Source organism: Blautia hydrogenotrophica DSM 10507, from assembly GCF_034356035.1.
GTDB lineage: Bacteria > Bacillota > Clostridia > Lachnospirales > Lachnospiraceae > Blautia_A > Blautia_A hydrogenotrophica.
In genome coordinates this window covers 889194-914411 of the sequence record NZ_CP136423.1, presented here as the reverse complement: position 1 = coordinate 914411, position 25218 = coordinate 889194, and the positions used below count along the sequence as shown (strand labels likewise).

General features: G+C 46.4%; 22 protein-coding genes and 1 tRNA gene. 5 read left to right on the top strand and 18 right to left on the bottom strand.

Going from position 1 to position 25218, the window contains the following annotated elements; genetic code table 11:
• The first annotated feature begins 124 nt into the window (after window positions 1–124).
• Window positions 125–277, top strand: a complete 153-nt coding sequence (locus BLHYD_RS04400) for a hypothetical protein (RefSeq protein WP_021844618.1) — start codon at window positions 125–127, stop codon at window positions 275–277.
• A gap of 49 nt (window positions 278–326) precedes the next feature.
• Window positions 327–413 (top strand) — tRNA-Ser (locus BLHYD_RS04395).
• 205 nt (window positions 414–618) lie between these two features.
• On the opposite strand, the gene BLHYD_RS04390 is transcribed toward BLHYD_RS04395, so the two are convergent.
• Genes BLHYD_RS04390 through BLHYD_RS04375 form a run of 4 tightly spaced genes read right to left on the bottom strand, consistent with a single transcriptional unit; the run spans window position 619 to window position 4251 of the window.
• Window positions 619–1587 (bottom strand): D-2-hydroxyacid dehydrogenase, encoded by a 969-nt coding sequence (locus BLHYD_RS04390; RefSeq protein WP_005949244.1) that lies wholly within the window; start codon window positions 1585–1587, stop codon window positions 619–621.
• Window positions 1588–1598: 11 nt separating this feature from the next.
• Window positions 1599–2462 carry a phosphogluconate dehydrogenase C-terminal domain-containing protein gene (locus tag BLHYD_RS04385; protein WP_005949243.1) on the bottom strand — a complete coding sequence of 288 codons (864 nt, stop codon included), beginning with the start codon at window positions 2460–2462 and terminating at the stop codon, window positions 1599–1601.
• A 35-nt stretch (window positions 2463–2497) separates the two neighbouring features.
• Window positions 2498–3430: a transketolase family protein gene (locus BLHYD_RS04380; RefSeq protein WP_005949242.1), complete on the bottom strand. Its 933-nt coding sequence runs from the start codon at window positions 3428–3430 to the stop codon at window positions 2498–2500.
• Window positions 3430–4251 (bottom strand): transketolase, encoded by an 822-nt coding sequence (locus BLHYD_RS04375; RefSeq protein WP_021844614.1) that lies wholly within the window; start codon window positions 4249–4251, stop codon window positions 3430–3432. Before BLHYD_RS04375 ends, BLHYD_RS04380 begins: the two co-directional genes overlap by 1 nt.
• A 228-nt stretch (window positions 4252–4479) precedes the next feature.
• Here BLHYD_RS04375 and BLHYD_RS04370 point away from each other — a divergent pair, with 228 nt between their 5' ends.
• Complete coding sequence (locus BLHYD_RS04370) at window positions 4480–5181, top strand: FadR/GntR family transcriptional regulator (RefSeq protein WP_005949240.1); 702 nt, start codon at window positions 4480–4482, stop codon at window positions 5179–5181.
• A gap of 63 nt (window positions 5182–5244) precedes the next feature.
• Here the strand turns inward: BLHYD_RS04370 and BLHYD_RS04365 are convergent, their stop codons facing one another.
• The 4 genes from BLHYD_RS04365 to BLHYD_RS04350 form a co-directional block, all read right to left on the bottom strand.
• Entirely contained in the window at window positions 5245–5994 is a 750-nt protein-coding gene (locus tag BLHYD_RS04365; protein ID WP_021844613.1) for an amidohydrolase family protein, read from the bottom strand.
• Window positions 5995–6011: 17 nt separating this feature from the next.
• Window positions 6012–6995 carry an ABC transporter permease gene (locus tag BLHYD_RS04360; RefSeq protein WP_005949221.1) on the bottom strand — a complete coding sequence of 328 codons (984 nt, stop codon included), beginning with the start codon at window positions 6993–6995 and terminating at the stop codon, window positions 6012–6014.
• Window positions 6992–9403: an ATP-binding cassette domain-containing protein gene (locus tag BLHYD_RS04355; RefSeq protein WP_005949219.1), complete on the bottom strand. Its 2412-nt coding sequence runs from the start codon at window positions 9401–9403 to the stop codon at window positions 6992–6994. The genes BLHYD_RS04360 and BLHYD_RS04355 overlap by 4 nt, the downstream gene beginning before the upstream one ends.
• Before the next feature lie 129 nt (window positions 9404–9532).
• A complete protein-coding gene (locus tag BLHYD_RS04350; protein WP_005949217.1) occupies window positions 9533–10633 on the bottom strand; it encodes an ABC transporter substrate-binding protein in 1101 nt (366 codons plus the stop codon).
• Window positions 10634–11142: 509 nt separating this feature from the next.
• Between BLHYD_RS04350 and BLHYD_RS04345 the strand changes: the two genes are divergently transcribed.
• Window positions 11143–11877, top strand: coding sequence for a FadR/GntR family transcriptional regulator (locus BLHYD_RS04345; RefSeq protein WP_005949215.1), 735 nt, complete (start codon window positions 11143–11145; stop codon window positions 11875–11877).
• A 202-nt stretch (window positions 11878–12079) separates the two neighbouring features.
• Here the strand turns inward: BLHYD_RS04345 and BLHYD_RS04340 are convergent, their stop codons facing one another.
• Genes BLHYD_RS04340 through BLHYD_RS04330 form a run of 3 tightly spaced genes read right to left on the bottom strand, consistent with a single transcriptional unit; the run spans window position 12080 to window position 14875 of the window.
• Window positions 12080–12955 (bottom strand): LysR family transcriptional regulator, encoded by an 876-nt coding sequence (locus BLHYD_RS04340; protein WP_040350643.1) that lies wholly within the window; start codon window positions 12953–12955, stop codon window positions 12080–12082.
• Window positions 12956–12997: 42 nt separating this feature from the next.
• On the bottom strand, window positions 12998–13681 hold the full coding sequence (locus BLHYD_RS04335) for an RraA family protein (protein WP_005949212.1): 684 nt from the start codon (window positions 13679–13681) through the stop codon (window positions 12998–13000).
• Between the two features lie 3 nt (window positions 13682–13684).
• A complete protein-coding gene (locus tag BLHYD_RS04330; RefSeq protein WP_040350684.1) occupies window positions 13685–14875 on the bottom strand; it encodes a pyridoxal phosphate-dependent aminotransferase in 1191 nt (396 codons plus the stop codon).
• Between the two features lie 382 nt (window positions 14876–15257).
• On the opposite strand from BLHYD_RS04330, the gene BLHYD_RS04325 reads away from it, so the two are divergent.
• Window positions 15258–16634, top strand: coding sequence for a Na+/H+ antiporter NhaC family protein (locus tag BLHYD_RS04325; RefSeq protein WP_005949208.1), 1377 nt, complete (start codon window positions 15258–15260; stop codon window positions 16632–16634).
• Window positions 16635–16979: 345 nt separating this feature from the next.
• On the opposite strand, the gene BLHYD_RS04320 is transcribed toward BLHYD_RS04325, so the two are convergent.
• The 7 genes from BLHYD_RS04320 to aroF form a co-directional block, all read right to left on the bottom strand.
• On the bottom strand, window positions 16980–18194 hold the full coding sequence (locus BLHYD_RS04320; RefSeq protein ID WP_005949206.1) for a shikimate kinase: 1215 nt from the start codon (window positions 18192–18194) through the stop codon (window positions 16980–16982).
• A complete protein-coding gene (gene pheA, locus BLHYD_RS04315) occupies window positions 18194–19333 on the bottom strand; it encodes a prephenate dehydratase (RefSeq protein ID WP_005949205.1) in 1140 nt (379 codons plus the stop codon). The genes BLHYD_RS04320 and pheA overlap by 1 nt, the downstream gene beginning before the upstream one ends.
• 127 nt (window positions 19334–19460) lie before the next feature.
• Window positions 19461–20537 (bottom strand): chorismate synthase, encoded by a 1077-nt coding sequence (gene aroC, locus BLHYD_RS04310; protein WP_005949203.1) that lies wholly within the window; start codon window positions 20535–20537, stop codon window positions 19461–19463.
• Entirely contained in the window at window positions 20534–21814 is a 1281-nt protein-coding gene (gene aroA / locus BLHYD_RS04305; RefSeq protein ID WP_005949201.1) for a 3-phosphoshikimate 1-carboxyvinyltransferase, read from the bottom strand. Before aroA ends, aroC begins: the two co-directional genes overlap by 4 nt.
• On the bottom strand, window positions 21811–22872 hold the full coding sequence (aroB, locus tag BLHYD_RS04300) for a 3-dehydroquinate synthase (protein WP_005949199.1): 1062 nt from the start codon (window positions 22870–22872) through the stop codon (window positions 21811–21813). The genes aroA and aroB overlap by 4 nt, the downstream gene beginning before the upstream one ends.
• Entirely contained in the window at window positions 22869–23705 is an 837-nt protein-coding gene (locus tag BLHYD_RS04295; protein WP_005949197.1) for a prephenate dehydrogenase, read from the bottom strand. Before BLHYD_RS04295 ends, aroB begins: the two co-directional genes overlap by 4 nt.
• Complete coding sequence (gene aroF / locus BLHYD_RS04290) at window positions 23696–24712, bottom strand: 3-deoxy-7-phosphoheptulonate synthase (RefSeq protein ID WP_021844606.1); 1017 nt, start codon at window positions 24710–24712, stop codon at window positions 23696–23698. Before aroF ends, BLHYD_RS04295 begins: the two co-directional genes overlap by 10 nt.
• Between the last annotated feature and the right edge of the window lie 506 nt (window positions 24713–25218).

Genomic DNA, 25218 nt, shown 5'->3' with positions numbered 1-25218 from the left:
TTATAGTAGAAGAAAGAAATTACAACACTTTTTAGAACCGCACAATCGCTTTGAAACTGCTCCTTCAACCGGAAAAGTTAAGAACAAAGGAATGTGCAAAAATTTTCAAAGGAGGGCTAAGGCCATGGAAGATAAGAAAAACAAAGGAACCCAGGAGACTGCCGCTGCCTCGGCTCCAGAGAAACAGGAGCAGGAATTGTCCCCAACCTGGGCGCAGGACAATATTCAGGATTTGGAAGATTTTATCGAGTCTCAGGGAATCTATCTTCGTCAGTAAACTACTTGACCAAATGCAGATTTATCGCTATAATAGGGATGTTGACCATGGAGAGTTGTCCGAGTGGTTTAAGGTGCGGCTCTCGAAAAGCCGTGACGGTTTATCCCGTCCGAGGGTTCGAATCCCTTGCTCTCCGTAAAGAGGCAGCAGCGCACTCACAGGAAAGAATCTGGTTTTCTAGTGTGAGTGCGCTCTTTTTATATAATGGAAAAGACCTTATCACGCTAATGCGTGAAAATCCTTCCTTATTACGTACACGCCGCGCAAAAGCCGCCGGACTCAATCAGTCCAGGCGGCTTTTGCGTTATAGGTTAAAGCTTTCTCATAGGCAGGTTAAATATTTATTTGTTAACCACATTCACAGGACTTCCCTTCAGGAATTCCTCCAAATTGTTCACTGCGATATCCATCAGCCTCTTTCTGGATTCCTTCGGAGCCCAGGAAATGTGTGGTGTGATGATGCAGTTTTTCGCGCCTAGCAGCGGATTATCTCCTTTGATAGGCTCTGTGGACACCACATCCAATCCGGCAGCGGCTACTTTTCCGCTGTTTAGAGCATCTACCAAATCCTGCTCCACAATCAATGGGCCCCTGGAATTGTTCAAAATAATCACTCCATCTTTCATCTTCGCGATGTTCTCTTTGTTCACAATCCCTTCTGTCTCCGGAAACAGCGGGCAGTGGAGAGCAATCACATCGGACTGGCTCAGAAGCTCATCTAGCTCTACATACCTGCAATTTTCATTTTCCAGAGCAGGATTCTTATAGGCATCATAGGCCAGCACCTTCATACCCAGGGCCTGGGCAATCTTGCCGGTAGCCTGTCCGATTCTGCCATATCCAATGATTCCCATATTCTTTCCGTCTAGTTCGATCAGCGGGTAATCCCAAAAACACCAGTCTGGATTGCTCTCCCATTTTCCTTCATGCACCACCTGGTTGTGGTGGCCGACATGGTGGCAGATCTCCAGCAGCAGAGCGATAGCGAATTGTCCCACAGAAGCAGTCCCATAGGTAGGAATATTAGCAACCGGAATTCCCTTTTCCTTCGCTGTGTTCACATCCACCACATTATACCCGGTAGCCAGCACGCCCACAAACCGAATATTGGGGCATTTCTCAAATACCTCTCTCGGCATCGGTGTTTTATTCGTATATACAATATCGGCATCTCCGATTCTAGAAATCACTTCCTCCATATCAGTTAGAGAAGTCCGGTCATATACAATACACTCGCCCAGAGCTTCCAGGCCCTTCCAATCCAAGTCTCCCGGATTCAGGCAGTAACCATCCAAAACAACTATCTTCATTGTCTTCCTCCCTAGATCTGCGGTTTATCAGGATGCAGCATCGTGGCAATCACTTTGTTCAGAACCTCATCGTCCCAGATCTTTTTCCAGTCTTCCCTCATTACCAGACGGTTTCCAAGTCCGATGGCTACCTTGCAGGCATCGGATACCGGCGGATTGCCTGGAATGTATCCCAGGAAATTCGCTGACAGATTGTAAATATGTCCTGTCAGGAAGGAGACAGCCGCCTCCTTAGGAATCCCTCTCTTCACCGCCTCATCCACAGTCTCTGCCATCGCGTACAAGCAGGTGGCTCCTAACAATTCTACCAACGTAGGCTCCAGGAAGGCAATCTGCTCGGAAGACATCACATAGGCATGTTCCACAGGAGCATACATCTGTTTCGCTACCTCTACACACTGAGCAAAGCGGTCATCATTTCCCTGAATCTTAGACATTACAATATCCTGTTTTCCGCCACAGCCTCCGAAACGGTCCTGACGTGCCTCATAGGTATCCTGATCTAAGAAATAAGAAGGATGACAGGGATGGGCTACACCAAAGGTACAGTCATCTCTAAGTGTCAGCTCTCTGGCCACTGCCGCGGCCGGGTCGAGGATGATAAATCCCGTTCCTGGTTTTAATTGTGGCACATAGATCGCGGAGAGTTTTCCAATCAAGGTATCTGGAACCGCAAACACAACGACATCGGATTTTTCCAGCGCCTCTTCTACCGGAGTCGGCTCAAATCCACGGTCTTTGATACTCTGGATACCAGCCTCAGAAGCCTCTACCAAAAGCAAGTCAAACTCCTCTGGTTTCTTTGCTAGGTTATTGCTTGTGCGGGTCCCCATCTTTCCACCGGCGCCGATTACACTTACTACTATTTTTCCCATAATTCTTTTCCTCGCCTTTCTATGTAAGTAATTATTTACAGATTATCTTTCACCACATCCGCAATGTTTTCTGCCGAGAACCCGTAATGATCTGCCAGGACACCTGCCAGGCCGGACTCTCCGAAGGTGGTCAGTCCCATTCTCTTTACCGGCTTAGGATCGTTTTCCACAACCAGCTTACTGATATAGGCACCCAATCCACCGTGAACGTTATGGTCTTCCACCGTCACAATCTTCTTTGCTTTTTTGATCGCCTCCAAAACCTTTGACGGGTCCTTTGCATTGATAATATTTACATCTCCCACAGTCACATGGACACCATTTTCTTTTAGAATGTCCGCAGCTTTCAGCACTCTGTCCAGCACAAAGCCGCTGGAGAGAAGAAGGGTATCGTCCCCATATTCTCTCAGGATACGAATTCCGTCCATGGTAAAAGGAACATCTTTTTCATACACGTCGTTCTCACGTCCGCTTCCAGCTCTCACATACACGGGTCCTGGAATCTCAGCCGCTGCTTTCACTGCGTGATAAGTCTGAGGACCATCCGCTGGAGTCAGAATTGTGAAGTTCGGAATATTGGAGAGAATACCAATGTCCTCATAAAACTGATGGGTAACTCCCTCGCGTTCGCCACCTAAGAGGCCTGAATTGATTCCCACAAATTTCACATTCAGATTCGGATACGCCACAAAAGTACGCATCTGTTCGCAAGCTCTCATAGTCATAAAACCTGCGTAAGTTCCCACAAACGGCGTCAGCCCGCTGGCTGCCAGCCCTGAAGCCACATCTACTGCTGCCTGTTCCGAGATTCCCACCTCTACGTACTGTTCCGGGTGAAGCTCGGCAAACTTCGTCGCGCGCATCGCCTTTAAAGAATCCGGCGATACAAACATAATCTTGTCATCCGTCTCCGCCATATCAATGATTGCCTGGGCAAAAGCCTCTCTCGTTCCTTTGAAATCTGCCATTATCTTGCACCTCCCAATTCTTCCACTGCAATTTTATACTGTTCATCCGACGGAACTCCCTTATGCCAGGAATTATCATTCTCCATATAGGACAACCCTTTTCCCTTGACACAGTCACACACAATTGCATGGGGTTTCCCTTTTACCGTCTTCGCCTTTTCGATTGCTGCCTTGATCGCGTCAATATCATGTCCGTCAATCTCTTGCGTATCCCACTGGAATGCCTCGAAACGTTCCTTCAAATTGTTGGAGCCGATGGTTTCTTCCACTGTGCCGCCGCTCTGCCATCCGTTCTTGTCCAAAAATACAATCAGATTATCCAGCTTATGTCCTGCCGCTGCGTTGATTCCTTCCCAGCAGACACCTTCCTGCAGCTCTCCGTCTCCTACGATGGCATAGACCGTATAGTCTTTTTTTCGATATTTTCCGGCAATGGCCATGCCACTGGCAATGGCGATTCCATTTCCCAAAGACCCAGAAGTCATGTCCACACCTTTGGTCTTATTCATAACCGGATGCCCCTGAAAAGTGCTCCCCAGCGCACGCAGTTTAAAGTCTTCTACCGGTTCGCCGAAATAGCCTCTCTCGGACAATGCCGCGTAATAAATAGGGCAGGCATGTCCTTTTGACAGAATAAAACGGTCTCTGTCTTCCCAGTTGGGCTCCTCCGGACGAATGTTCATCTCGTCAAAAAATAAGGTGGCCACAATATCCGCGATGGACAGCGCCGGACCTGGATGTCCATCCTTTCCCTTGTAAACCATATCAACCGCTAAAAACCTGAGATGCTGCGCTATCTTCTTTAATTCTTCTGTTTTCATAAGAATCCTCCTAATCATTTTTTTGTTTTGATTAATTATATACGTTTATTTCATGCCATTTGTTTTTCGTTAAACATCTGATGTTTTATGTATAACATATTTTGGGGTTTCTGTCAATACTTTTTCATAAATATGCATTCATTCGCCGATTCGCTTTTAAAATGATATTTGACGGATTATGTCTGAATCGCTATAATAATTGTACAAATATTACATAGGAGGCATTATATGGAAAACCTGTTTACAGCTGTAAAACGGGAATCCGCCGTGGACATAGTCATAAACAATATCAAACAGCTTCTCATTGACCGCCGTCTACTCCCAGGAGATAAACTCCCCAGTGAATTAGAGATTTCCGAAGGACTCGGTGTAAGCCGCGGTTCGGTACGGGAAGCTATGAAAATTTTGTCTGCTTTCGGCTTAGTGGACATTAAAGTTGGAAACGGAACTTACGTCTGCGAATCACCAGGTCACGGCCTGATAGATTCCCTGCTTTTTTCATTTTTTATCACAAACCCCAATATAGAAAGTCTATACGAATTCCGACAATTTTTTGAAATCGACATCTTAGAGCTCATCTTAAATCACTACGACAAAAATTTCGAGATTCGCGCAAAGATAAAGCGAAATTTAAATCACCTTCAGACTCTTATCAAAACTCAAGCCCCAGCAGAAAAAATTTTAGAAAATGATATTGAATTTCATCGGCTCCTCGCCAGCGCTTGTTGCAATCCAATGGTCGAGAAAATTTACAATTTCATCATGGATTCTCTTCGTGCTTCCATCTCCAACACGCATAGACATCAAAATGGAGAATATGTTCTGAATGCTCATCAAAGTATCTATGAGATCATCTGTGAAAAAGATTATCAAGGAATTGAATCCTGTATCAAAAAATCCATAGATATCTGGTACAAGCTTCAGGATTGAAATAACCGAAGCCCCGGTTCCTCTTACACCGGAGCTTCGTTCATTCACCACAGGAAATGCTGTTCACATCTTTAGCTGATACAACTCTGCGGTATTTTTATACAATACTCGTTCCAAATCATCCTCATTTTTGATAACTGAACGATATTTGGCTAGCTCCACGGGAATTTGGTAAACGTTATCGGAGGAAAACATGATTTTAGAGCATCCAACCCGCTTTACCATGTTCATGACACCGATGACTCCCACCCAACTCGGCTCCAGATACACATTGTCATACTTCGCAGCCAGATAAGTGGCCTGCTGATTGTGCATCTCTGAACCTGCATGAGCCAGAACGCAGGGAACATCCGGAAAACTCTCTAGAGCTTTTTGCACACTGATGGGATCTGAAAATGGAATTCCTGCCCCTGTGTGAATCATCAGCGGCACTTTGAGATGACGGCATACTTCCCACACGTGCATACAGTCTTTGGAAGACGGATGCGCTGCATGGCCGATGGGCGTGATCTTGATTCCCACAAATCCCAATTCCTGAATACAACGCTGCGCTTCTTCGTCATAGTCTTCTGGCCGAAAATGAGGATTGATAGACGCCATTCCCCAGAATTTGACTTCCTTGCTCTCTTGGCAGAGGCGATGAATTCTGTCGTGAATCTGCCTGTGATCTTCCATATAAATTCTCGGCAGATATGGCTGTACAATCGCTCCGCCTACATGATTTTCCTGATAAGCCGTAATCAACTCTTCCTCTGTTTGTTCCTCATCAAAAACAACATCCTCCCCCAAATGGGCATGTAAATCAATGATCATCCTTTCAAAACCTCCCTTTATGCTGATTTTTTCTTAAATCGTACAGATCTTTCGGCCTTTCCCTGTCCTGTTCCCAACAAAAGTACGATGATAATCAAAGCTCCTTTCGCAATGTTCTGCGCACCCACAGAAAAGCCCATAATCTGCATAGCTGTCACAATCAAGCCCAAAAACAGGCAGCCCGCAAGCGTTCCCGGCACGTTTGCCTTACCGCCGGAGATCAATGTTCCTCCCACGACGATGCTTGCCACCGTCTCCAGACTGTAGTCATCTCCCATTCCCAAAATCGCACTGCCGACCCTGGCAGAAATCAGCATTCCTGAAATCGCTGCCAAGACACTGCTGAGTGCATAGGTCAGTATCTCTACCCGGTTTACCTTGATTCCGGCCAGCTTCGCTGCCTCGCGATTCTGCCCGATCGCCAGCAGAGATTTCCCGTAGGAGGTTCGACGAAGCAGAAACCAGAACAGAACTGCCAACAAAATCACCAGATAAATCATCAACTGAACTCCAAAAATTCTGGTCTTAATCAGATCATCCAGTACAGGTGCAATTGCAAAAATGGAAAAATTCTTGTTGATGAGAAGAGCTGCCGTCGTCAAAATATAGTTCATTGCCATGGTTGCAATAATCGCCGGAATCTGGAGATAAATCACCATCAGACCGTTCAGAACTCCAATCAAAGCTCCCAGGGCCACAATCACAAAAATGGCCAACGGCACGTTTTTATTTTCTCCGTTAATAATACTCATGGACACAAAAGCCATAAGCGTCAAGACGCCGGGAATCGACAAGTCAATGGCCCCTCTCCCAGAAGTGACCACCAGCATCTGTCCAAAAGAAAGTATCGCCAGGAAAGAAGCAATATACGCGTTTGAGAGAAAACTTTCCAGATTCAGCCGTCCTGAGGAAATTCCCATGATAAACCACAGGAGAAACGCACCAACTGCCGCCCAAATCCAAGTATTTTCTTTGATGTATCTGCTCACTTTTTTACTCATTGCAGCTTCTCCTTTCTAATCAACCTCATAGACAGTATCAATATCAGAACCAGCCCTTGTATTGTCGCCGTATAGTCCGTGCTCACCTTCAATAAGCCCAAAAGCACACTGATCATCGTCAAAGAGATGCCTCCAAAGACGGTGCCAATGTGAGTGACTACACCGCCAGAGAAATACCCTCCGCCAATGATAACTGCCGCGACCGTCAGCATCGTATAAGTGGAAGATGCATTGACATCAGAGGCCGCAGTGATAGACGATTGAGCAATCCCTCCCATGGCTGCAAAGATTCCGGCTATCAGATAAGTCAACCAATATGCCTTTGCCTTAGACCATCCGCTGTTTCTCATCGCAGACTCGTTATTTCCAAATCCTCGTAGTACTGTTCCATACCTAGAGCGGTAGATCAAAAGCGCAAGTGCAATAAAGACAATCAGCCAGAGTAAGACTCCCTGCAAAACTGGATTGTTAAAATTAAACAGACTGACCATCCAGTCCGGCACGTGTCCGCCAGGCACGTCCTGAAGCACATAGGCGATTCCTGTCCACACAAAAGACATTCCTAAAGTGACAATAATCGGAGGAACTCCCCGCAGATGAATCACCAGTCCCATACAGGAGTACGCTGCAATCAGCCCCACCAGGCATAAAATTCCTAATCCTGTATTTTGATCCAAAATTGTCGCACAGATGACGTTTACCAGGCCCATAAACGCTCCGACTCCCAGGTCAATGTGTCCAAGCCCGATGATGAACGTCTGAGAAAGAGCTGCAAAGATAAACGGGGCAAATCCCACCGCCAGAAGCTCCACTCCAAATTTCGTGAAGATGGAATTCGACATCATGCCGCATACAAAATACAAAACAATCATAGCGATGAGAGAAAACAGATACAAACGAGGCTTCTTCGCCTTCTTTGTCTCTAACTTTTCTTCCTTTGCATTGCTTCGAAACGCCAGTTTTAACATGGAAGAATGCTCAAATTCTTCACTGGAAAACTCTCCTGCCACCGTCCCTGCGTTCATAACCAACAATCTCGTACAGTATTCCAACTCTGCGTCGTCTGAAGTTCTCCAGATCACTAATTTGCCACTCTTAGCGGTTTCCCTGAAAACTTCGTATAATTCCAGTTTTGTTCCGATATCCACGCCTCTTGTAGGATCATCCAGAAGAATAATGTCCGCGTCCAGAGCCAACGCCCGGGCAATCAATACTTTTTGCTGATTCCCGCCGCTCAGGCTAGTAATCAAGTCTTCGGAAGACGCACACTTTGTCTTCAATCTCGAATTCCAGTGTTTTACCGTCTCATCCACATTTCCCATGGAAATCGGCCGAAATAGTCCAGAATCCGCAACCTTCGAGATTACAGTGTTGTCTGTGATGGACCAAAGCGGAAATATTCCCTCTTTTTTTCTGTCACCGGCCACATAGGCCACTTTCCCCTTGATCTCAATTCCTTCTTTTTTCCTGCCTGCCTGAAAGAAAATCTCCTGCAACAATTCTAACTGTCCATTTCCCTCCAGACCGGTGAGGGCGATAATCTCCCCGCCGAACATCTCTTTTGAAATATTTTTCAAGTTCTTTGAAGAATAATTCGTAAGTCTCACTCCGACATTTGCATTCGTCTCAGGCGCTGTAAACCGTTCCGCTTTTTTCTCTATCGCGCCGTCGCCCATGCGCTGAACAATATCCTCTTCATCGGTTTCACTGATTTGACATTGATACTTCTGTGTACCATTCTGCATGATATAGACATAGTCAGCCAAAAACATGATCTCTTTTAGCCGATGAGAAATATAGATATAGGCAATTCCCTGTTCTTTTGCGCTCTTTTTAATATAGTCCTGAAGCTGGCTGGTTTGTTCCGCCGGCAAAGAAGAGGTAGGTTCATCCAACACCATCATCTTTACATCCGGGTCACTGGTCGCTCTGGCAATTTCCACCATCTGTTGCTGAGCGATGCTCAATGTGGCAAGTCCCGCATTCACATCAATCCCGTGTCCTGGAAACACGTTGTCCAAAGCTGCCTGTGCCATCTCTTTGGCCTGGTTTCTCCATTTCACATTTCCTTTGTCAAATCTTTGAAACTGTTCGATATAAAAATTCTCATAGACTGTCAGATTCCTGCAAAGAGACAATTCCTGATGTACCACTCGAATTCCCTTTGTCCTGGCAACTGCCGGAGTGTACTTATTCAGATTAATCTCTTCCCCTTCAATCTGAATGCTCCCCTGATCGCTGGAAATCACCCCAGATAAAATTTTCGTCAAAGTACTTTTTCCCGCTCCATTTCCGCCAACCAGCGCAAGTACTTCTCCTTTATACACATGAATGCTTAAATGATTCACGGCTACCGTCGGGCCGTAAACCTTCAGCAGGTCTTTTGCTTCAAGAAAAATGTCTCTCAACTTCCGTCACCATCCTTTTTGCTTGTTGCTGCCTTTCATTTATCCGCTAACTTTATCATACTTTGCGAAACGGTGCGGTTGTCTCGCAATCGCACCGTTTCAGTCTTCCACCTATCTGATTTTTAGTGATTACTTTTTCGCCGCGTCAATGATGTTTTCAAGCACATACTCGTTAGTAAAATCCGGTGACACAAAGGTTCCGGCGCTCATGCCTGAATAATCCTTCAAATTTTCAGAGGTCACATGAGGCACGCTCAGCATCATCTCTTCCGGAACCTCATAGCCGTTTAAGATATCCAAAGCAGTCCACAGCGCTGCTGCTCCGCAGCCCGGGGTAGATCCCTGACTCAAAGTGTCATAGTCCTCCTGTTCCATCCACCAGTTGATAAACTCAGCCGTGTTATCTCCAATGATAATCGGCATGTCTTTTCCAGACTGCTCAAAGGCATTGACTGCGCCAATCGCATCGCCGCCGCAGTGTGTAATGACAGCGTCCACATCTGGAAGAGAAGCCATAACCTTTGTCAGTTCTTCCTGAGTCTTCGTCGCACTAGCCTCACCGATTACTTCCTGCACAATCTCTAAATCCGGATAAGCTTTCATCGCCTCCGTAATACCCGCATAGATTCCCTGATCCGGAGCCGCTCCAGACACACCTCTGACAACCACAATATTTCCCTTTCCTTCCAGTTTATCAGCAACAAACTCTACACTGTCCTTACCGATCTGTTCCCAGGGATAATCCATCGTATAGACACCATCCAGGTCAACGATGGAATCGAAGGCCACTACCGTAATGCCTGCATCCAAAGCTTTTTGAATGGTACTGTTCAAAGCTGTGGGTGAAGCCGCACAGATACAAATCGCGTCCACGCCGTCTAAAATAAAACTGTTAATCTGGGCAATCTGTGAATTTACCGTGTTATCTCCATTTTGAATCTCATAGTCAGAAATGTATCCTGCTTCCTTCGCAGCTTCTGCCGCATTGGTAAATGCATCCACCATCTGTTTTCTCCAGGTGTTTCCAAAATAGGAATTGGACAATCCAATTACGTAATCACCTTTTTTCAGAACAGAGTCCCCAGCAGTACTAGAACTGCTATCATCAGAAGCCTGGTCTTCGCTCGTCTCACTGACGGTATCCGTAGGCTCCTCCTTCCCACCGCAGCCTATTAATACACCAGAAACCAACACCAAACTCATTAAAATACTGATTAGCTTTTTCTTCATTTTTTCCTCCTCTAAATACTTTTCTTTTTTCCGTTTCGTATATAATTAATCATTAGATGTTTAACATATAACATAATTCATTTTAGCTGTCAATACTTTTAACAATTATTTTCCTACACTCTTTCTTTTTTTGTCTACTTTTCATAAATTCTAAAAAATCTTTTCGGTAAAAATTCTATACACAAACAATCTTCTTAAATCAATACGAAAATGAAACAGAGTGGGCAAGCCACCTTAACTCCCCCTCCCCTGAATCTATAAGACCCCTTCCTCTTTACAACATGCGTATTCTTAGCTGAACGTTTTTGTGATAGGAAAGGGATATCACGCTTCAGAGTGACAAGGTCTTTCCTATCACATAAAGAAGGTATTATATGCACCATGGTACATATAATACCTTTTAAGAAGAAAATATTACAAAACGTTTGACGTTTTATGTTTTCTCATGGTAAACTAAGCTTATCGAGTATTATTAATACAGATATATGTAATGAGGAGGTAACTATTCTATGTCAAATCTTTTTGAAGGCCGTAATAAGAGAGAATCGGCTGTGGATATCGTAGTCAATAATATAAAACAGCTATTGATGGACCGCAAGTTAAAACCCGGCGATCGTCTTCCAAGTGAACTTGAAATCTCAGAGGGTTTATGTGTCAGCCGTGGCTCTGTACGAGAAGCGATGAAAATTCTGGCTGCTTTTGGGTTGATCGATATCCGTGTCGGCAATGGAACTTATGTCTGTGAATCCATTGGCAATGGAATGATGGATTCCTTTCTTTTTAGTTTTTTTCTGTCTAATCCCGACGTGGAGAATCTCTTTGAACTGCGCAGGTTTTTTGAAATCGATATTATGGAACTGATAGATAAACATTATCTGGAAAATGAAGAAGAGCGAATTGCTTTGAGAAAAAATTTGGAGGACCTGGAAAATATGATTAAGGATGGTTCGTCACCTAAAAAACTGGCTAAAAATGACATAGAATTTCATCAACTTCTTGGTAAAGCCACTCACAACATTCTAATCGAGCGCATCTACAATTTTATCATGGATTTCATGGAAGCCTCCATCATTGCTACTCACAAACACCAACATGGGGAAGTCGTTTACAAAATACACAAGGACGTAGTCAATGTCATCGAGAACCGAGATATCGCACGAATTCCTGAAGTAGTGACAAATTCTGTCGTTACCTGGTCTGTACTTCAAGACCCATCAGAGAAAGTCGAAATCTCCGTATCCTAATAAGTTTTTGCAAAAAAGTCAGGAAGAGCTGTTATCAAATAAGCACTATTTCAACGACAGCTCTTCTTCTCAAATAAGCATAGTTAACTTCCAGTCTCCCCGCACCGCTCTCGGCAGGTTTTTGTACGTCTCACAGCAATGGCAGAGCCTGTCTGCAACAAGCTCTGCCATTGAAAAATCTCAATAAATTTAATTTCTTTTCTTACACACTAAATCCACTGTATTTTTCGAAAAGCTTCAGGGCGTAATTATACTCCATGGATTTTCTGCGAACTGCGATATAATAAGGCAAAACGGGAACTTTTTCCTGAATCTGATATACCTTTACCTGACCGTCCCGGCGAATCTCATTTGCCAGAGACTCCGGTAGAACACACCAGCTCCCCTCTTTCATGGAATTGACTATCATCACCGGGCTGTCTACATTGATATCCGCAGAATTTGCACGTGGAAAGTTTAAATCATGCCATTTTGCCATCTCAGGTACATTGTTTACCACCCCTCGTACCTGTATTTCCTTTTCCGGATCCAGCTCTTTGACGCTGATGCTCCCTCCCCTGTCGGAATCCGAAGTTTTCATGGCGACATTCATACCCTGCTCCCCGATTTTCAGCATATGGATTTCCTTGGACTCAAAAGACAGATAAGTAAAACCAACCTCGATATTTTTGTCCAAAAGCATAGGGACGACTTCATTGGAATGACAGGTTCTCACATACAAAGAAATTGCCGGTTCATTTTCCACAATTTCTTTGTAGAGCTTTCCCAACAGCCGGTTAATACTCTCCGGTCCCGCAAAACTTACCGACTGGAATTTTTGTTCCTGACTCAGCCTCCGGGTTCTCTCATAGACTTCCACCCATTGCTTTGCAATGTCGATAAATTCCTCTCCTTTTTCAGTGAGCGTCACCGTAGACATTCCTTTTTTTCGAATTACCAGGACAAGATCCAGCTCTTCTTCCAGAGATCTCAGACGATTGCTCACCGTAGACTGAGACACATATAAGACTTCACTACTTTTGGTGAAGCTTTTATATTTTGCGATCGTTAAAAATGTCTCAATCTGTTTGAAATCCATCCAAAATCTCCCCATCCTTTAAATTTTACTATAAATTTAACACTATCGGGGTTTTACGTCAACTTTCAATTTTTCCATCGCCTGCTCTACCCATGGCCTTTCAAATTTTCCAGCCAGCATTTGAGCCAGGACAACTTTTTCTCCTTCTTCTTTTTCCTTTGTCTCCGCAGCTATTTCTTCCGCATACTCCTGAGGAACCACTACAATTCCGTCCTGATCGGCACAGACAATATCTCCGGGCCTTACAATCTGTCCTCCCACCGCAATCGTTGTATTGATTTCGCCCGGGCCGTTTTTCCATGGTCCGTTGGGCGATGTACATCTGGCATAGACCGGTATCCCCTCAATTTGAGAGATCTCCTCGCTGTCCCGAATTGCTCCGTCCACAATGATTCCTCTTGCGCCTTTTTCTTTCAGATTATTCACCAGAAGAGAACCGAAAATTGCCCGGTTCAAACTGTTTTCACACTGTATTACCAAAATGTCTCCAGGCTTTATCATGTCTACACTCTTATGAAGCATCAGATTATCTCCATAAGGAACCTTAATCGTAAAAGCCGGTCCTGCCAGCTTGCCCTTACTATAAGCATGAATTCCACTGTCCATGGCAGACATCCGGTTCATGCTATCATCTAGTGTAGCCACTGGAAGTTCCTTGAATTTTTCCAAAAGTTCTTTGCTGGGTCTTTCAAAGTCCAGCACAATTCTGCAGTTTACCGTAGACATTTATCACTCACCTCCGTTTAAATAAGTTCTCACCGCACTGTCAATTCTCTTGGCTGCCTCCTGCAAATCCTTCTCCGCAGTTGCAAAAGACATCCGCACACATTTGTCTGTTCCTTTTCCATAAGACGCCCCGGGCACAGTAGCCACATGCGCTTTTTCCAGAAGAAATTCACTGACCGCCACACTGTCCATGTCTCCCAGCTCAAACTTTGCCCAGGCGTAAAAGGCCCCCTGTGGAAGATGGCAGGTCACGTGGGGAATCTCATTTAATTTTCCCACAAACATATCTCTTTGGTTCTGATAACTCTTCACCATTTCTTCTGCCTCTTCCTGACATTCAAAGGATGCGGCTGCTCCTTCCTGGCAGAAATCGCTCAGGCAGGAAATCGTATGCTGGGAGTACAGCAGCGCTTTGTCAATCAATTGTTGCGGGCCGCACAGATAACCAATCCTCCAGCCAGTCATCGCCATGCTCTTGGAAAAACCATTGATGGTAATCACCCGGTCTTTCACCTTCTCGATGCTGGCGAGGCTTTTGTTTTTGCGTCCGTCAAAGCAGATTCTCTCATAAATCTCGTCAGAAATCACAATCAAATTATGGGTAATCGCGAAATCTGCGACAATCTGTGCCTCTTCCTCTGTCAGGATACAACCTGTAGGGTTGTTGGGATAATTGATAATCAGTGCTCTTGTCCGTTCGCTGACATGCTGTTCTAAGATCTCCCGGCTAATTTTATAGTTATTCTCAAAAGAGAGTCCTACTTCCACAGGAACTCCGCCTGCTGCAATGACCATCGGCCCATAGGAAACCCAGGCAGGATTCAAGATCATAACTTCATCACCACTTTGAGGCGTAACCAAAACCGCGATTGCTTCATAAACCGCATACTTGGCGCCTGGAGTCAACAAAATCTGCTGGCTGTCGCAGGAAATCCCGTTCTCCTTCCTTAATTTCTTTGCGATACAGTCTCGAAGCTCTTCGATTCCTCTGGCCTGGGAATAATGGGTATGTCCCTCGACCAGCGCTTTCACTGCCGCAAACCTGGCAGCGTAGGGCGTGTCAAAATCCGGTTCTCCGGTAGCCAGCGTGATTACGTCAATCCCCTTTTTTTTCAGCTCTCTTGCTTTTTCCGAAACCGCCAGAGACGCAGACGGCGGAATATTTTTCAGATTTGCATTAAAATAGTATTCCATTTCCTTCTCCTTTTTTCTGTTCTCTTTCCTCACAATTTATCTGCCTTATGTCTGCCTTTACTCTACTAGCTGTCCTCGCTGTTGTCCAACGATATTTCTAAATATTCTTATCTGTTTTTTGAATAATGAATAAACCTATCTATTTTTCGCATAAATTAAACCATTTTTTTCATTTTACTTGTATTAAGGAATATATTAAAATTTAATAAAATAAATCTTAATTCACATTTTATTTTATCTGCCTTATGTTCCAAATGGTATTGGAACTGAGAAACTTCCCTTAGCTAGCAAGGGTACCTGAAAATTTTTCTACTCATTAAAAAACGATTCTTTTAAAGGAAGTGCTTTCTCAAAGGAAAGTATCAGCGGAGGTAGCAAAAATATGAACGAAAAAAAACAATTTTATGGAAAGACACTCGGCCCCTGGATTCCGATTATCGTCATGATCGTCGGCATGATTGCCAGCGTAATACTCGGCAGCGGCGGACTTTTACGTTTCTCTCTGTTTGGTTTCTTTGGCCTGGTTGTCGGTCTGTTTCTAGCCAAAGACAAAAAACACTACGGCGATATTCTCATGGCAGGACTGCAAAACCATATGCTGGCCGTCATTATCATGGCGTTTCTGCTGGCCGGCGTCCTGTCTCAGCTTTTGAAAATGAGCGGTCTGATTAACGGACTGATCTGGGCGATGAGCATTCTACATCTCCCTACAGGTTTTATTCCTGTCATTGCTTTTTTAACCTGTGTACTGATTTCCACTGCCTGCGGCACGTCTTCCGGTTCTGTGACCGCAGTTGCCCCGGTCTTGGTTCCTCTGGCAGCCAGTCTGGACTGTAACGTCGGCCTGGTATGCGGTGCAATTATCAGCGGCGCTATCTTCGGCGATAACCTGGCGCCTATTTCTGACACCACTATTGGCTCCGCCCTGACACAGGAAGCAAAAATCAACGAAGTGGTCGCCACCCGGCTCCCTTATTCTCTTATTGCCGGTGCAATCTCTGCAGTCCTCTTCATCATTATGGGACTTAGCACCACTGTGGAGCAGGCCGCTAATATCCAAATGGACTCTTCTGACGCAAAAGCGTTGGTTCTGCTGATAATTCCCATCATTATGATCGTGATGATGAAAAAAGGATGGGGATTGGTTCCCACTCTTCTGATCTGCAATGTCACCGGCATCCTGATCAATCTCATTTTAGGCTGTATCTCTGTGGAAACCATGCTCAGTGAAACCGGACCTATTCTCGCCGGCATGACTGGTATGTTAAATATCATTTTATTCATTATGCTTTTATTTGGTATCCTGGAAATTTTGAACCAGACCGGTTCTTTTGATAAACTTCTCAATGGCCTGGTAAAAATCTGCAAAACTCCCAGATCCGCAGAGCTGGTTTGTATGCTGGCTTCTGCCATCGGCAGCCTGGCATCCGGCGGCAGCTCCACAGCAGTAATGTTCTTTGGACCAATGGTAAAAGAAATTATGCGAAAATTCAAAATTGACCGGAACCGCGGCGCCAACTTTCTGGATGCGACAGCCTGCGCAGTTACAGGCCTAATGCCTTATGGGACTCCATGTATGCTGGCTATCAGCTTTGCAGTTCAATGTGAAGGTGTCAGTCCTGCTTTCTCTTTCAAAGATATCATGCCTTACAATTATCACTGTATCTTCCTGTTTTTAATTTTCCTGCTCAGCGCCATTACTGGTATCGGGCGGAAATATGAAAAAGAGGCATCCGCGCTGGATTCCTCCGAAGCATAAGAACCTGTTATGCCCTAATTTTTCTCAAAAGAACAAAGTGGGCAAGCCCACTTCAACTCCCCATCCCCTCAATCTTTGAGGAGCACGCCCCGCTTTTGCGCGCCGCCGCAATACCGCTTCGCGATAAACTGCCTTATTGCGGCGTGCGCATCCTTAGCGGAGCGTTTTTTGTAACAGGGAAGTGCTTTTACGCATTAGCGTGACAAAATCTTTCCTGTTACAAAAATAAGAGGCTGCCCTGGCAGCCTCTTATTTTTCCAAAGAACTTCTTTTAAACCGTAACAAAATAGCAGTTCTTTTTCTACATAATACGTTTTTCCCTATCCATGATTATTAAATCTCCTGTCACACCAACAAGCTTTCTATCTCCCGCACCGTTTTCTCCACCGTGCGATTTTCTACCTGGAAATCACTCCAAGAACGGTAGGCATCGATTCTCTCTTCATAGATCTGCTCCAAGGGACGAGACTGCGATACGGGCCGACCCGCCACAGTTAACTCTCTCAGATCTCTTTTCAAGAAGATCACTTCACCATTCTGGCGAACCAACTCACAGTTCTTTGGAGTCACCACCACACCTCCGCCGGTGGCGACTACCTGGCCTGTCTGCTTCGTCACCTCACTCAGAACTTCACTTTCCATCTTTCGGAACCCGGTTTCCCCAGACTCTCTGAAGATCTCCGGGATTTCTTTTCCCATTCTTTTGACAATCTCCCGGTCAATATCCACAAACTTTTTGCCAAGCCTTGCGGCCAGCCGTTCTCCCACGGTCGTCTTTCCGCAGCCTGGCATCCCGATCAGGCACACATTACTCACTTTTCTTCGCAGACACCCCGTAATTTCCTCTACCTTTTCCTCCGGCAAAGATATCTGCTGAAAAATCTCACAGGACTTCTTCGCCTGTGCCACCAACATAGACAGACCATCCATACAGGGAATCCCTAACTTTTCCGCCGACAACAGCAGTTTAGTCTTCAGCGGATTATAAATCAGATCGTAGACGGCCTCACACTGTTTAAAAGGCCCTAAATCCACTGCGGCCTCTCCATTCCCCGGGTACATCCCCAGCGGAGTCGTGTTCACGAGAATCTTCGCATCATAGTGTCTAGAAATATTATTATAATTATTCTCGCCCCGCCGTGAGACAGTCACAATTTCTCCGGCTCCCTCATCTTCGAGGGCTGCTCGTACTGCCGGAGCGACGCCCCCGTTTCCCAAAACAACCGCTTTCTTTTCTGCCACGCTGACACCCAGCCTATGTATCATATAGCGGAATCCATAATAGTCCGTGTTATCCCCATACAGCCACCCACCGCGATTCGCAATCGTATTGATGCTGCCAATCCGCCGTGCCAGCTCTGAAACCTGATCACAGCAATCAAACACCTTTTTCTTATAGGGAATCGTCACGTTCAGGCCCTGAAATTCTCTCTCTTTGAGAAATACCTCCACTTCCTGGGGCGTTTTCTCCACCAGTTCATAGCTGTAGCCCGCCAGCTGACTGTGTATCTGAGGAGAAAAGCTGTGGCCTAGCTTCTCCCCCAAAAGTCCATATTCCATCAGATAACCTCCGAATAACTTCCAAGATAGCGGAAACTCTCACAGATATTGTCCATCTCACAAACTGCCTGGATAAACTCTTCAGAATAGACAGATGTCTCCAAATCTACATAGAACATAAATTCAAAATCCCGATCAGGAATCGGACGGCTCTCCAACTTCGTCAGGTTAATTCCCAGCACGAAGAATCTGGAAAGAATCTTGTACAGCCCGCCTGGTTTATGGCTCACGCTCATCATCATGCTGGTCTTGTCAGAACCAGGATAAATCTCCAAATTTTTGGAAATGCAAATAAATCTCGTGTAATTGTTCTCCTGGTCCTGAACGCATTTGTCCAGCATTTCTAGATCATACAACTCCGCACAGCTTCTAGAGGAGAGCGCCGCCACATCACTGCGTTCTGACTCTGCCACCATCTTGGCAGCGACCGCAGTATTCTCGCAGACGGTCACTTTCACATCTGGGAACTGTTTCAGATACTGGCTGCACTGGCTGATCGCCTGCTCATGAGAAAAGATCTCCTTGATGTCTGCCACCTTCGTCCCGTGCTTTGCCAGGAGGTTGTGGTCTATCCTCAGGCGCAGCGCCCGCACAATGTAGAAATTATATTTCGTCATTAGATCGTAAATTCGATTGACAGAACCTGCGGTGCTGTTTTCCACCGGCAAAATGCCGTAGCGGCACATTCCCTTGTCCACGGCCGCAAAGACCCCTTCAAAATCCGTGCAATACATAATGTTGGTCTTTGTCTTGAAAATTTTGTCTGCCGCGATCTGAGAGTAGGCTCCCTCCACACCCTGACAAGCTACAAATGGATATTTCGGCAAGGTTTTCTCTGTGTTCTCTATGGCTTCGCTGATCACCTTTTCCCACTCGCTGTGCGCACGGTTCAGCTTCTGCTGGTATGCTTTGCTCAAATCCATGACAACACCGAAGAGGTTCCGGTTATAGTCCGTCATTCCTTCCTCGGATTGTTCTGTCACCATCGCCAGCTTCTGGCGCTCTCTGGACTCATCCAAAATCGGAATCTCTTTTTTCTTCTTATATTCTGCCAGCTCGGCGCAGGTCTTCATTCTCTTCTGAAACAACTCTAAAAGTTCCTTGTCTATTCCATCGATCTCCTGTCTCAAATAGTCCATGTCTTTTCTCCTTTACTGTCCTAGTTTATTTCTCCATTTAAAATCCCTATGCTGTCTCGGCTTGCTCCGCATTTCATGCTCCAAAATCCCAATTCCATGCAAGCATGAAACGCATGGTCTTTTGACCCTAGCAGCATAGCATATCATAAATCGTCAAGGCTGCGACTGCTTCCACACAGGGCACCGCCCTAGGCACGATACATGGGTCGTGTCTGCCTTTGACTACCAGTTTCGCATTCTCCATCTCACGCATCCGAATACTGTCCTGCTCCTGGGCTATGGAGGAGGTTGGCTTTATTGCCACCCGGAATACGATGGGCATTCCCGTGGAAATCCCCCCTAAAACTCCACCGCTGTGGTTCGTCTTAGTCACCACGCGGCCTTCCTGAATTTCATAGCTGTCATTGTTCTGGGATCCTCTCAAATTCGCACAGCCGAACCCATTGCCGAACTCAATCCCCTTGACAGCTGGAACCCCAAAAGCCGCAGCTGCCAGACGGTTCTCCACTCCTGCGAACATGGGACTGCCGACTCCTGCAGGGACTCCTGTGATCACACACTCTATGATTCCTCCCACAGAGTCCAGCTCGTCCTTCGCCTGTGCAATCGCCTGACGCATCTTCTCACCCTTCTCATCTTCCAGCACGGGAAACTCTTTTTCCCTCACCTTCAAAAGCTCCGCCTGAGTCAGATCTGTCAGATTCGCCGGCCTGTCCTGCACATGAGCGATTCGATAGATATGGGCTGCCACCTGTATTCCCCTCTCTCTGAGAGCCTGCATACAAATATTTCCCGCTACACACAGAGGCGCTGTCAGCCGTCCAGAAAAATGACCACCGCCGGCCACGTCCTGGAAGCCTTGAAATTTTATCTGTGCCGGATAGTCCGCGTGTCCCGGCCTGGGAATATTTTTTAGATTTTCATAGTCTGACGATCTCGTGTCTTTGTTGTGAATCACTGCACACAATGGCGCACCGCAAGTGGTATTCTCCACCAGCCCAGAGAGAAACTCCGGCACATCCGCTTCCTTTCTCGCCGTGGCATACGCCTTTCCTCCCGGCGCTCTGCGCTTCATAAAGGCTTTCAGTTCCTCCATATCTATAGTAAGTCCCGCCGGAAGCCCATCAATCACCACTCCAATGGCTTTAGAATGAGACTGCCCAAACACTGAGACTTTGATATTTTCTCCCACGATTGAACTCATATCTGCTCCATAACCACCTTTCCACCTAAGCTCTGATAATCCTCAAAAAATCCCGGATAGGACTTATTGACCGCCTGTGCTCCGCAGATTTCCACCGGATTTTCACAGACCATAGCCGCTACTGCGGCCATCATTGCGATCCGATGATCTCCGGCAGCATCCACCCGGCCCCCGGCGAGTCTCTCCCGCCCTGTAATTTCCAGCCCGTCTTCCAACTCTCTCACCTGTCCGCCCAGGCCATTCAGTACCTGAGACACCGATTTGAGCCGGTCGCTCTCTTTGAGCCTGAGCCGTCCTGCATTGTAGATTCTCGTTTTTCCCCGACTGACCGCAGCCGCGGCAGCCAGAATCGGAACCAAGTCCGGGATGTCTCCCGCGTCAATATCCGTTCCATCCAATCTTTCCGGAGTCACAGTGGCCTCCCAATCCCTTTGCTCCACCTTCGCGCCCATACGCTTTAGGATATCCAAAATCTTTTTGTCTCCCTGTGTAGAATTCTCATCCAGACAGGTGACTGTGATCTTCTTTCCCATTGCGGCAGCCGTCAGCCAGAAAGCGGCGTTAGACCAGTCTCCTTCAATCTGTACACTCTGCTGTGCCAGATAGCTCTGTCCGCCTGGAATCTGAAATCCTTCCTCTGTGCAGGAGACAACTACCCCATATTGTTTGAGGACTTGAAGGGTCATATCCACATAGCGAGCCGATTCCAGCGCAGAAGTAAGGCGAATCTCACTGTCTCCTTTCAGCAGCGGCAAAGCGAACAATAATCCCGTGATAAATTGTGAGGATATATTGCCTGGAATCTCATAAATCCCCGCTTCCAATTTTCCCTGGCACCGAAGCGGTGTCACTCCCTGAGGCGACAATCTACACCCATGCTTTTGAAGCTCCTCATATAAAGGGGACAGAGGTCTTTGAGGTAGTCGTCCCTCCTCGTGAAATTCCACTTTGATTCCCAGTGCAGCCACCACTGGCAACAAAAAACGCAGGGTGGAACCGCTCTCCTTGCAAGGAAGCTTCAAAGCTTCATCCGCCCCTGCGCTCCATTTCTTTGTCTCAGACATTACTTCATACTCTGATTTCTTCCTATTAAACATGACACCCATAGCTTCCAGACAGTCCATGGTGGCTTTTATATCCTCCGACATCCCCGGACAGACGACCCTAGAAGGAGCCTCTGCCAGAGCTGCCGCGATAAAATGACGGTGAGCCATGGACTTCGACGGAATCGCCCGAACACTTCCACCCAGAAGCCTGTTCTCAATCAATACTCTCATCCTTCATCCCCCAAAATTTCCCTAACTGCCTCGTCCATCTCATTGATTGTCATTTTTCTGGAAAAGCACTGTCCGATTTCTCGTAGCAATATAAAAGATACGGTATTCCCGCTTCTCTTTTTGTCCGCCTTCATAGGACCGATAAGCTGCTCAGCGGAATAGTCCGTCGTCGTCGGCAGTTCGTATCTCTCCAACATTTCCCGCATCTGCCCCAGGCACTCCTCCCCGCACTCTCCTTGCTTCACTGAAAGCTTCGCAGCCAGCACCATTCCTATCGCCACGGCTCTCCCATGGCTGATCTCATACCCGCTGTTCTTCTCGATGGAATGCCCAATGGTATGTCCAAAATTTAAGTACTGCCGTACTCCCAAATCAAATTCATCCTGCTCCACGATATCTCTCTTAATCTCCACACAGCGCGCCACAATCTCCTCGATCTGTGGCCATATGGGAGCTCTCAGCTTCTCCCAAAGTTTTCGGTCCGCAATCGCTCCATACTTAATCACTTCCGCCATTCCCTCCGAGAAGGTCTCTGGTTTCAGAGATTTCAAAGTCTCACAGTCACACAGAACCAAAGATGGCTGGTAAAAGCACCCTGCCAGATTTTTTCCCGCTTGCAGGTCTATCGCCGTCTTTCCTCCCACGGAGGAGTCCACCGCCGCCAACAACGTTGTCGGAATCTGTACAAAATGGACACCCCTCAGAAAAGTCGCTGCGGCAAATCCTGTCAGATCTCCGACTACTCCACCGCCCAAAGCCACCAGGACATCGCTTCTGGTCACAGTTTTCTCTGCCAGAAATTCCAGGAGCTGAATATAATGTGCCGCATCCTTGGATTTTTCACCGCTGGGAATCACAAAAGAGTCTGTCTGAAAACTCGCTCTGCTCAGACTTTCCTCCACTGTATCTAAATACAACTCCTTGACTGTACTGTCAGTAACAATCACCGCGTGGCGGCCCGCAACCACCTGGCCAATATACTCTCCTGCCTTTTTCAGGCTCCCAGACTCAATCCGTATCTCATAGTCTCTCGATGCCTTTACTTCCACACAAATCATCTTCCGTCTACCTCTACCTTGCGTTCTTTTCCTTCTCTCAGAAGCTCTCTCATCTTCTCAAAATCCTGTTGCTCCAAAGCGTTCTGATACTTCTTTAATTCCTCTCTTAGAAAACGGATTTCTTCTGTTAAGTAATCCCTGTTTTCCATAAAAAGCTCGGTCCACATCACCTCATTCAGCCAAGCGACCCTGGTCAAGTCCTTGTAGCTGCCTGCCGAATAACCGTGGTGCTCTCTGGCCGTAGGGCTTTTGATATATGCGTTTGACACCACGTGCGCGAGCTGAGAGGTAAATGCAATCATCTTGTCATGGTTCTCTGCCGTAGTCACTGTGACCGTGCCAAATCTCGCAGGCTTCAGGAGATCTTTGATGTGTTCCAGCCAATTCATATCGTCACAGGTCTTAGGTATAATAACCATCGCCATTCCATCATACAGATTTGCCAGACTATACTTGTACCCCGTATAATGCCTGCCTGCCATGGGGTGTCCTCCAATAAAGGTAAATCCGTACTTTTCAGCAATCTGGAATCCAGCCTCACAGATCTTCCTCTTCGTCCCCCCGCAGTCAATGACCACGGTATCCTTGGATATATACGGCGCGTTTTTTTCCAGATATTCAATCACCGCCTGTGGGTAAAGTGCAATCAATAGAAGATCGCACTGGGAAATCGTCGTCTCATCCAAAACACCGTCCAAATCTTCCGCCAGCAGAGCCAAGTCCAGGATTCTCTTATCGCTGTCCATCCCGTAGACCTCCCAGTCCTTGCTCTCATGGTATGCCTTTGCGAAGGAACCGCCGATCAAGCCCAAGCCAACAATTCCTACTCGCATTCGTCCACGACCTCCTTGATCTTTCTCACTTTCCCCATCACCTTAGCGAACTGCTCCGGCGTCAGGGATTGAGGTCCATCACACAGCGCCTTCGCCGGATTGTTGTGCACCTCGATCATCAGGCCATCCGCCTGGCATCCTACAGCCGCACAAGCCATCGGCTCCACCAACCTTGCCATTCCTGTGGCGTGACTCGGATCTACAATCACTGGAAGATGCGTCAGCTCATGAAGCATCGGCACTGCCGACAAATCCAGGGTATTTCTCGTGTAAGTCTCAAAGGTACGAATACCTCGCTCACATAAGATCACATTTTCATTTCCACCAGCCATAATGTACTCGGCACTCATCAGCCATTCCTTCATCGTGTTCGCCAGTCCACGTTTCAGAAGAATTGGCTTTTGCAGTTTTCCCAGTTCCTTTAGCAGCTCAAAATTCTGCATGTTTCTGGCTCCCACCTGAATTAAATCCACTTCTTCGAACAGCGGAATATGGTTGGCATTCATGATCTCCGTTACAATAGGAAGTCCAGTCTCCTTCTTTGCCTCCAGTAAAAGCTCGATTCCCTCTGCCCGCATTCCTTGGAAATCGTAGGGTGAAGTTCTCGGCTTGAATGCACCGCCTCTTAGCAGAGTAGCCCCGGCTGCTTTCACCTTCTGTGCCACCTCGATGATCTGTTCTTCTGATTCCACGGAGCAAGGCCCCGCGATCACCGCGAAATTACCTCCGCCGATCTTCACCTTGGACTCTCCCACTTCGATCACAGAATCTTCTGGATGGAATTTACGGTTTGCCTTCTTAAACGGGTCCGTGATTCTCTTGACTGCATCCACAATATCCAGCATTCTCAGTAAATCCACGTCAATATCACTGGTATCTCCCACCAACCCGAGCACTGTCTGGTAGATACCTCTGGAAACATGGACATCCACTCCCTGGTCCTTGAACCATGCAATCAGGTTCCTCATCTGCTGTTCCGTCACACCATGTTTCAATACTACTATCATCTCTAATTCCTCCTGTTTTTTGATTCTGTAATTCAAGACTCACTCGCGAATCTTGGCGCGGGATTCGAGTCGGCATTAACCGACACCATTCATCTTCGAATCCTCGCCGAGCGTTTATCAGATGGGGACTTGACTCCCACCACTGATACTAATTTCTTACTTACCGCCTATATAGGCGGGAGTCTTCCCCATCTGATAAAATTTTCTTTTTTGTCATAAGGGAAATCGCCTTGCGGCGGATAACTAACACTTTCGCACTGAATATCCTGCTTATCACGACAAAAAGCCGATGCTTGCTACGCAAACACCGGCTCAAAATCACACGCTCATATCAACGATCTGTGTCAATCACCATAAAATGTTTTATCGTAGCAAAAAGAACCAACGCCTTTATAAAAATAAAAGCCCTGGAAGTTAAAAAAGTAATATGCATTTGCAATTGTCATATTTCTTTTTTGATTTGCCATGATAAAAGCATCCTTTCGTTTTTTTATGATTTTACACCT

What these genes read in the sequence shown, in the direction of transcription:
- BLHYD_RS04365 (WP_021844613.1), bottom strand. Translation starts at nt 5,994, where the DNA reads ATGATCATTGATTTACATGCCCATTTGGGGGAGGATGTTGTTTTTGAT.
- BLHYD_RS04350 (WP_005949217.1), bottom strand. Translation starts at nt 10,633, where the DNA reads ATGAAGAAAAAGCTAATCAGTATTTTAATGAGTTTGGTGTTGGTTTCT.
- BLHYD_RS04385 (WP_005949243.1), bottom strand. Translation starts at nt 2,462, where the DNA reads ATGGGAAAAATAGTAGTAAGTGTAATCGGCGCCGGTGGAAAGATGGGG.
- BLHYD_RS04330 (WP_040350684.1), bottom strand. Translation starts at nt 14,875, where the DNA reads ATGGAATACTATTTTAATGCAAATCTGAAAAATATTCCGCCGTCTGCG.
- BLHYD_RS04295 (WP_005949197.1), bottom strand. Translation starts at nt 23,705, where the DNA reads ATGCGAGTAGGAATTGTTGGCTTGGGCTTGATCGGCGGTTCCTTCGCA.
- BLHYD_RS04345 (WP_005949215.1), top strand. Translation starts at nt 11,143, where the DNA reads ATGTCAAATCTTTTTGAAGGCCGTAATAAGAGAGAATCGGCTGTGGAT.
- BLHYD_RS04340 (WP_040350643.1), bottom strand. Translation starts at nt 12,955, where the DNA reads ATGGATTTCAAACAGATTGAGACATTTTTAACGATCGCAAAATATAAA.
- aroF (WP_021844606.1), bottom strand. Translation starts at nt 24,712, where the DNA reads ATGATAGTAGTATTGAAACATGGTGTGACGGAACAGCAGATGAGGAAC.
- BLHYD_RS04380 (WP_005949242.1), bottom strand. Translation starts at nt 3,430, where the DNA reads ATGGCAGATTTCAAAGGAACGAGAGAGGCTTTTGCCCAGGCAATCATT.
- BLHYD_RS04325 (WP_005949208.1), top strand. Translation starts at nt 15,258, where the DNA reads ATGAACGAAAAAAAACAATTTTATGGAAAGACACTCGGCCCCTGGATT.
- aroC (WP_005949203.1), bottom strand. Translation starts at nt 20,537, where the DNA reads ATGAGTTCAATCGTGGGAGAAAATATCAAAGTCTCAGTGTTTGGGCAG.
- BLHYD_RS04335 (WP_005949212.1), bottom strand. Translation starts at nt 13,681, where the DNA reads ATGTCTACGGTAAACTGCAGAATTGTGCTGGACTTTGAAAGACCCAGC.
- BLHYD_RS04370 (WP_005949240.1), top strand. Translation starts at nt 4,480, where the DNA reads ATGGAAAACCTGTTTACAGCTGTAAAACGGGAATCCGCCGTGGACATA.
- pheA (WP_005949205.1), bottom strand. Translation starts at nt 19,333, where the DNA reads ATGGACTATTTGAGACAGGAGATCGATGGAATAGACAAGGAACTTTTA.
- BLHYD_RS04320 (WP_005949206.1), bottom strand. Translation starts at nt 18,194, where the DNA reads ATGGAATATGGACTTTTGGGGGAGAAGCTAGGCCACAGCTTTTCTCCT.
- aroA (WP_005949201.1), bottom strand. Translation starts at nt 21,814, where the DNA reads ATGAGAGTATTGATTGAGAACAGGCTTCTGGGTGGAAGTGTTCGGGCG.
- BLHYD_RS04375 (WP_021844614.1), bottom strand. Translation starts at nt 4,251, where the DNA reads ATGAAAACAGAAGAATTAAAGAAGATAGCGCAGCATCTCAGGTTTTTA.
- aroB (WP_005949199.1), bottom strand. Translation starts at nt 22,872, where the DNA reads ATGATTTGTGTGGAAGTAAAGGCATCGAGAGACTATGAGATACGGATT.
- BLHYD_RS04390 (WP_005949244.1), bottom strand. Translation starts at nt 1,587, where the DNA reads ATGAAGATAGTTGTTTTGGATGGTTACTGCCTGAATCCGGGAGACTTG.
- BLHYD_RS04400 (WP_021844618.1), top strand. Translation starts at nt 125, where the DNA reads ATGGAAGATAAGAAAAACAAAGGAACCCAGGAGACTGCCGCTGCCTCG.
- BLHYD_RS04360 (WP_005949221.1), bottom strand. Translation starts at nt 6,995, where the DNA reads ATGAGTAAAAAAGTGAGCAGATACATCAAAGAAAATACTTGGATTTGG.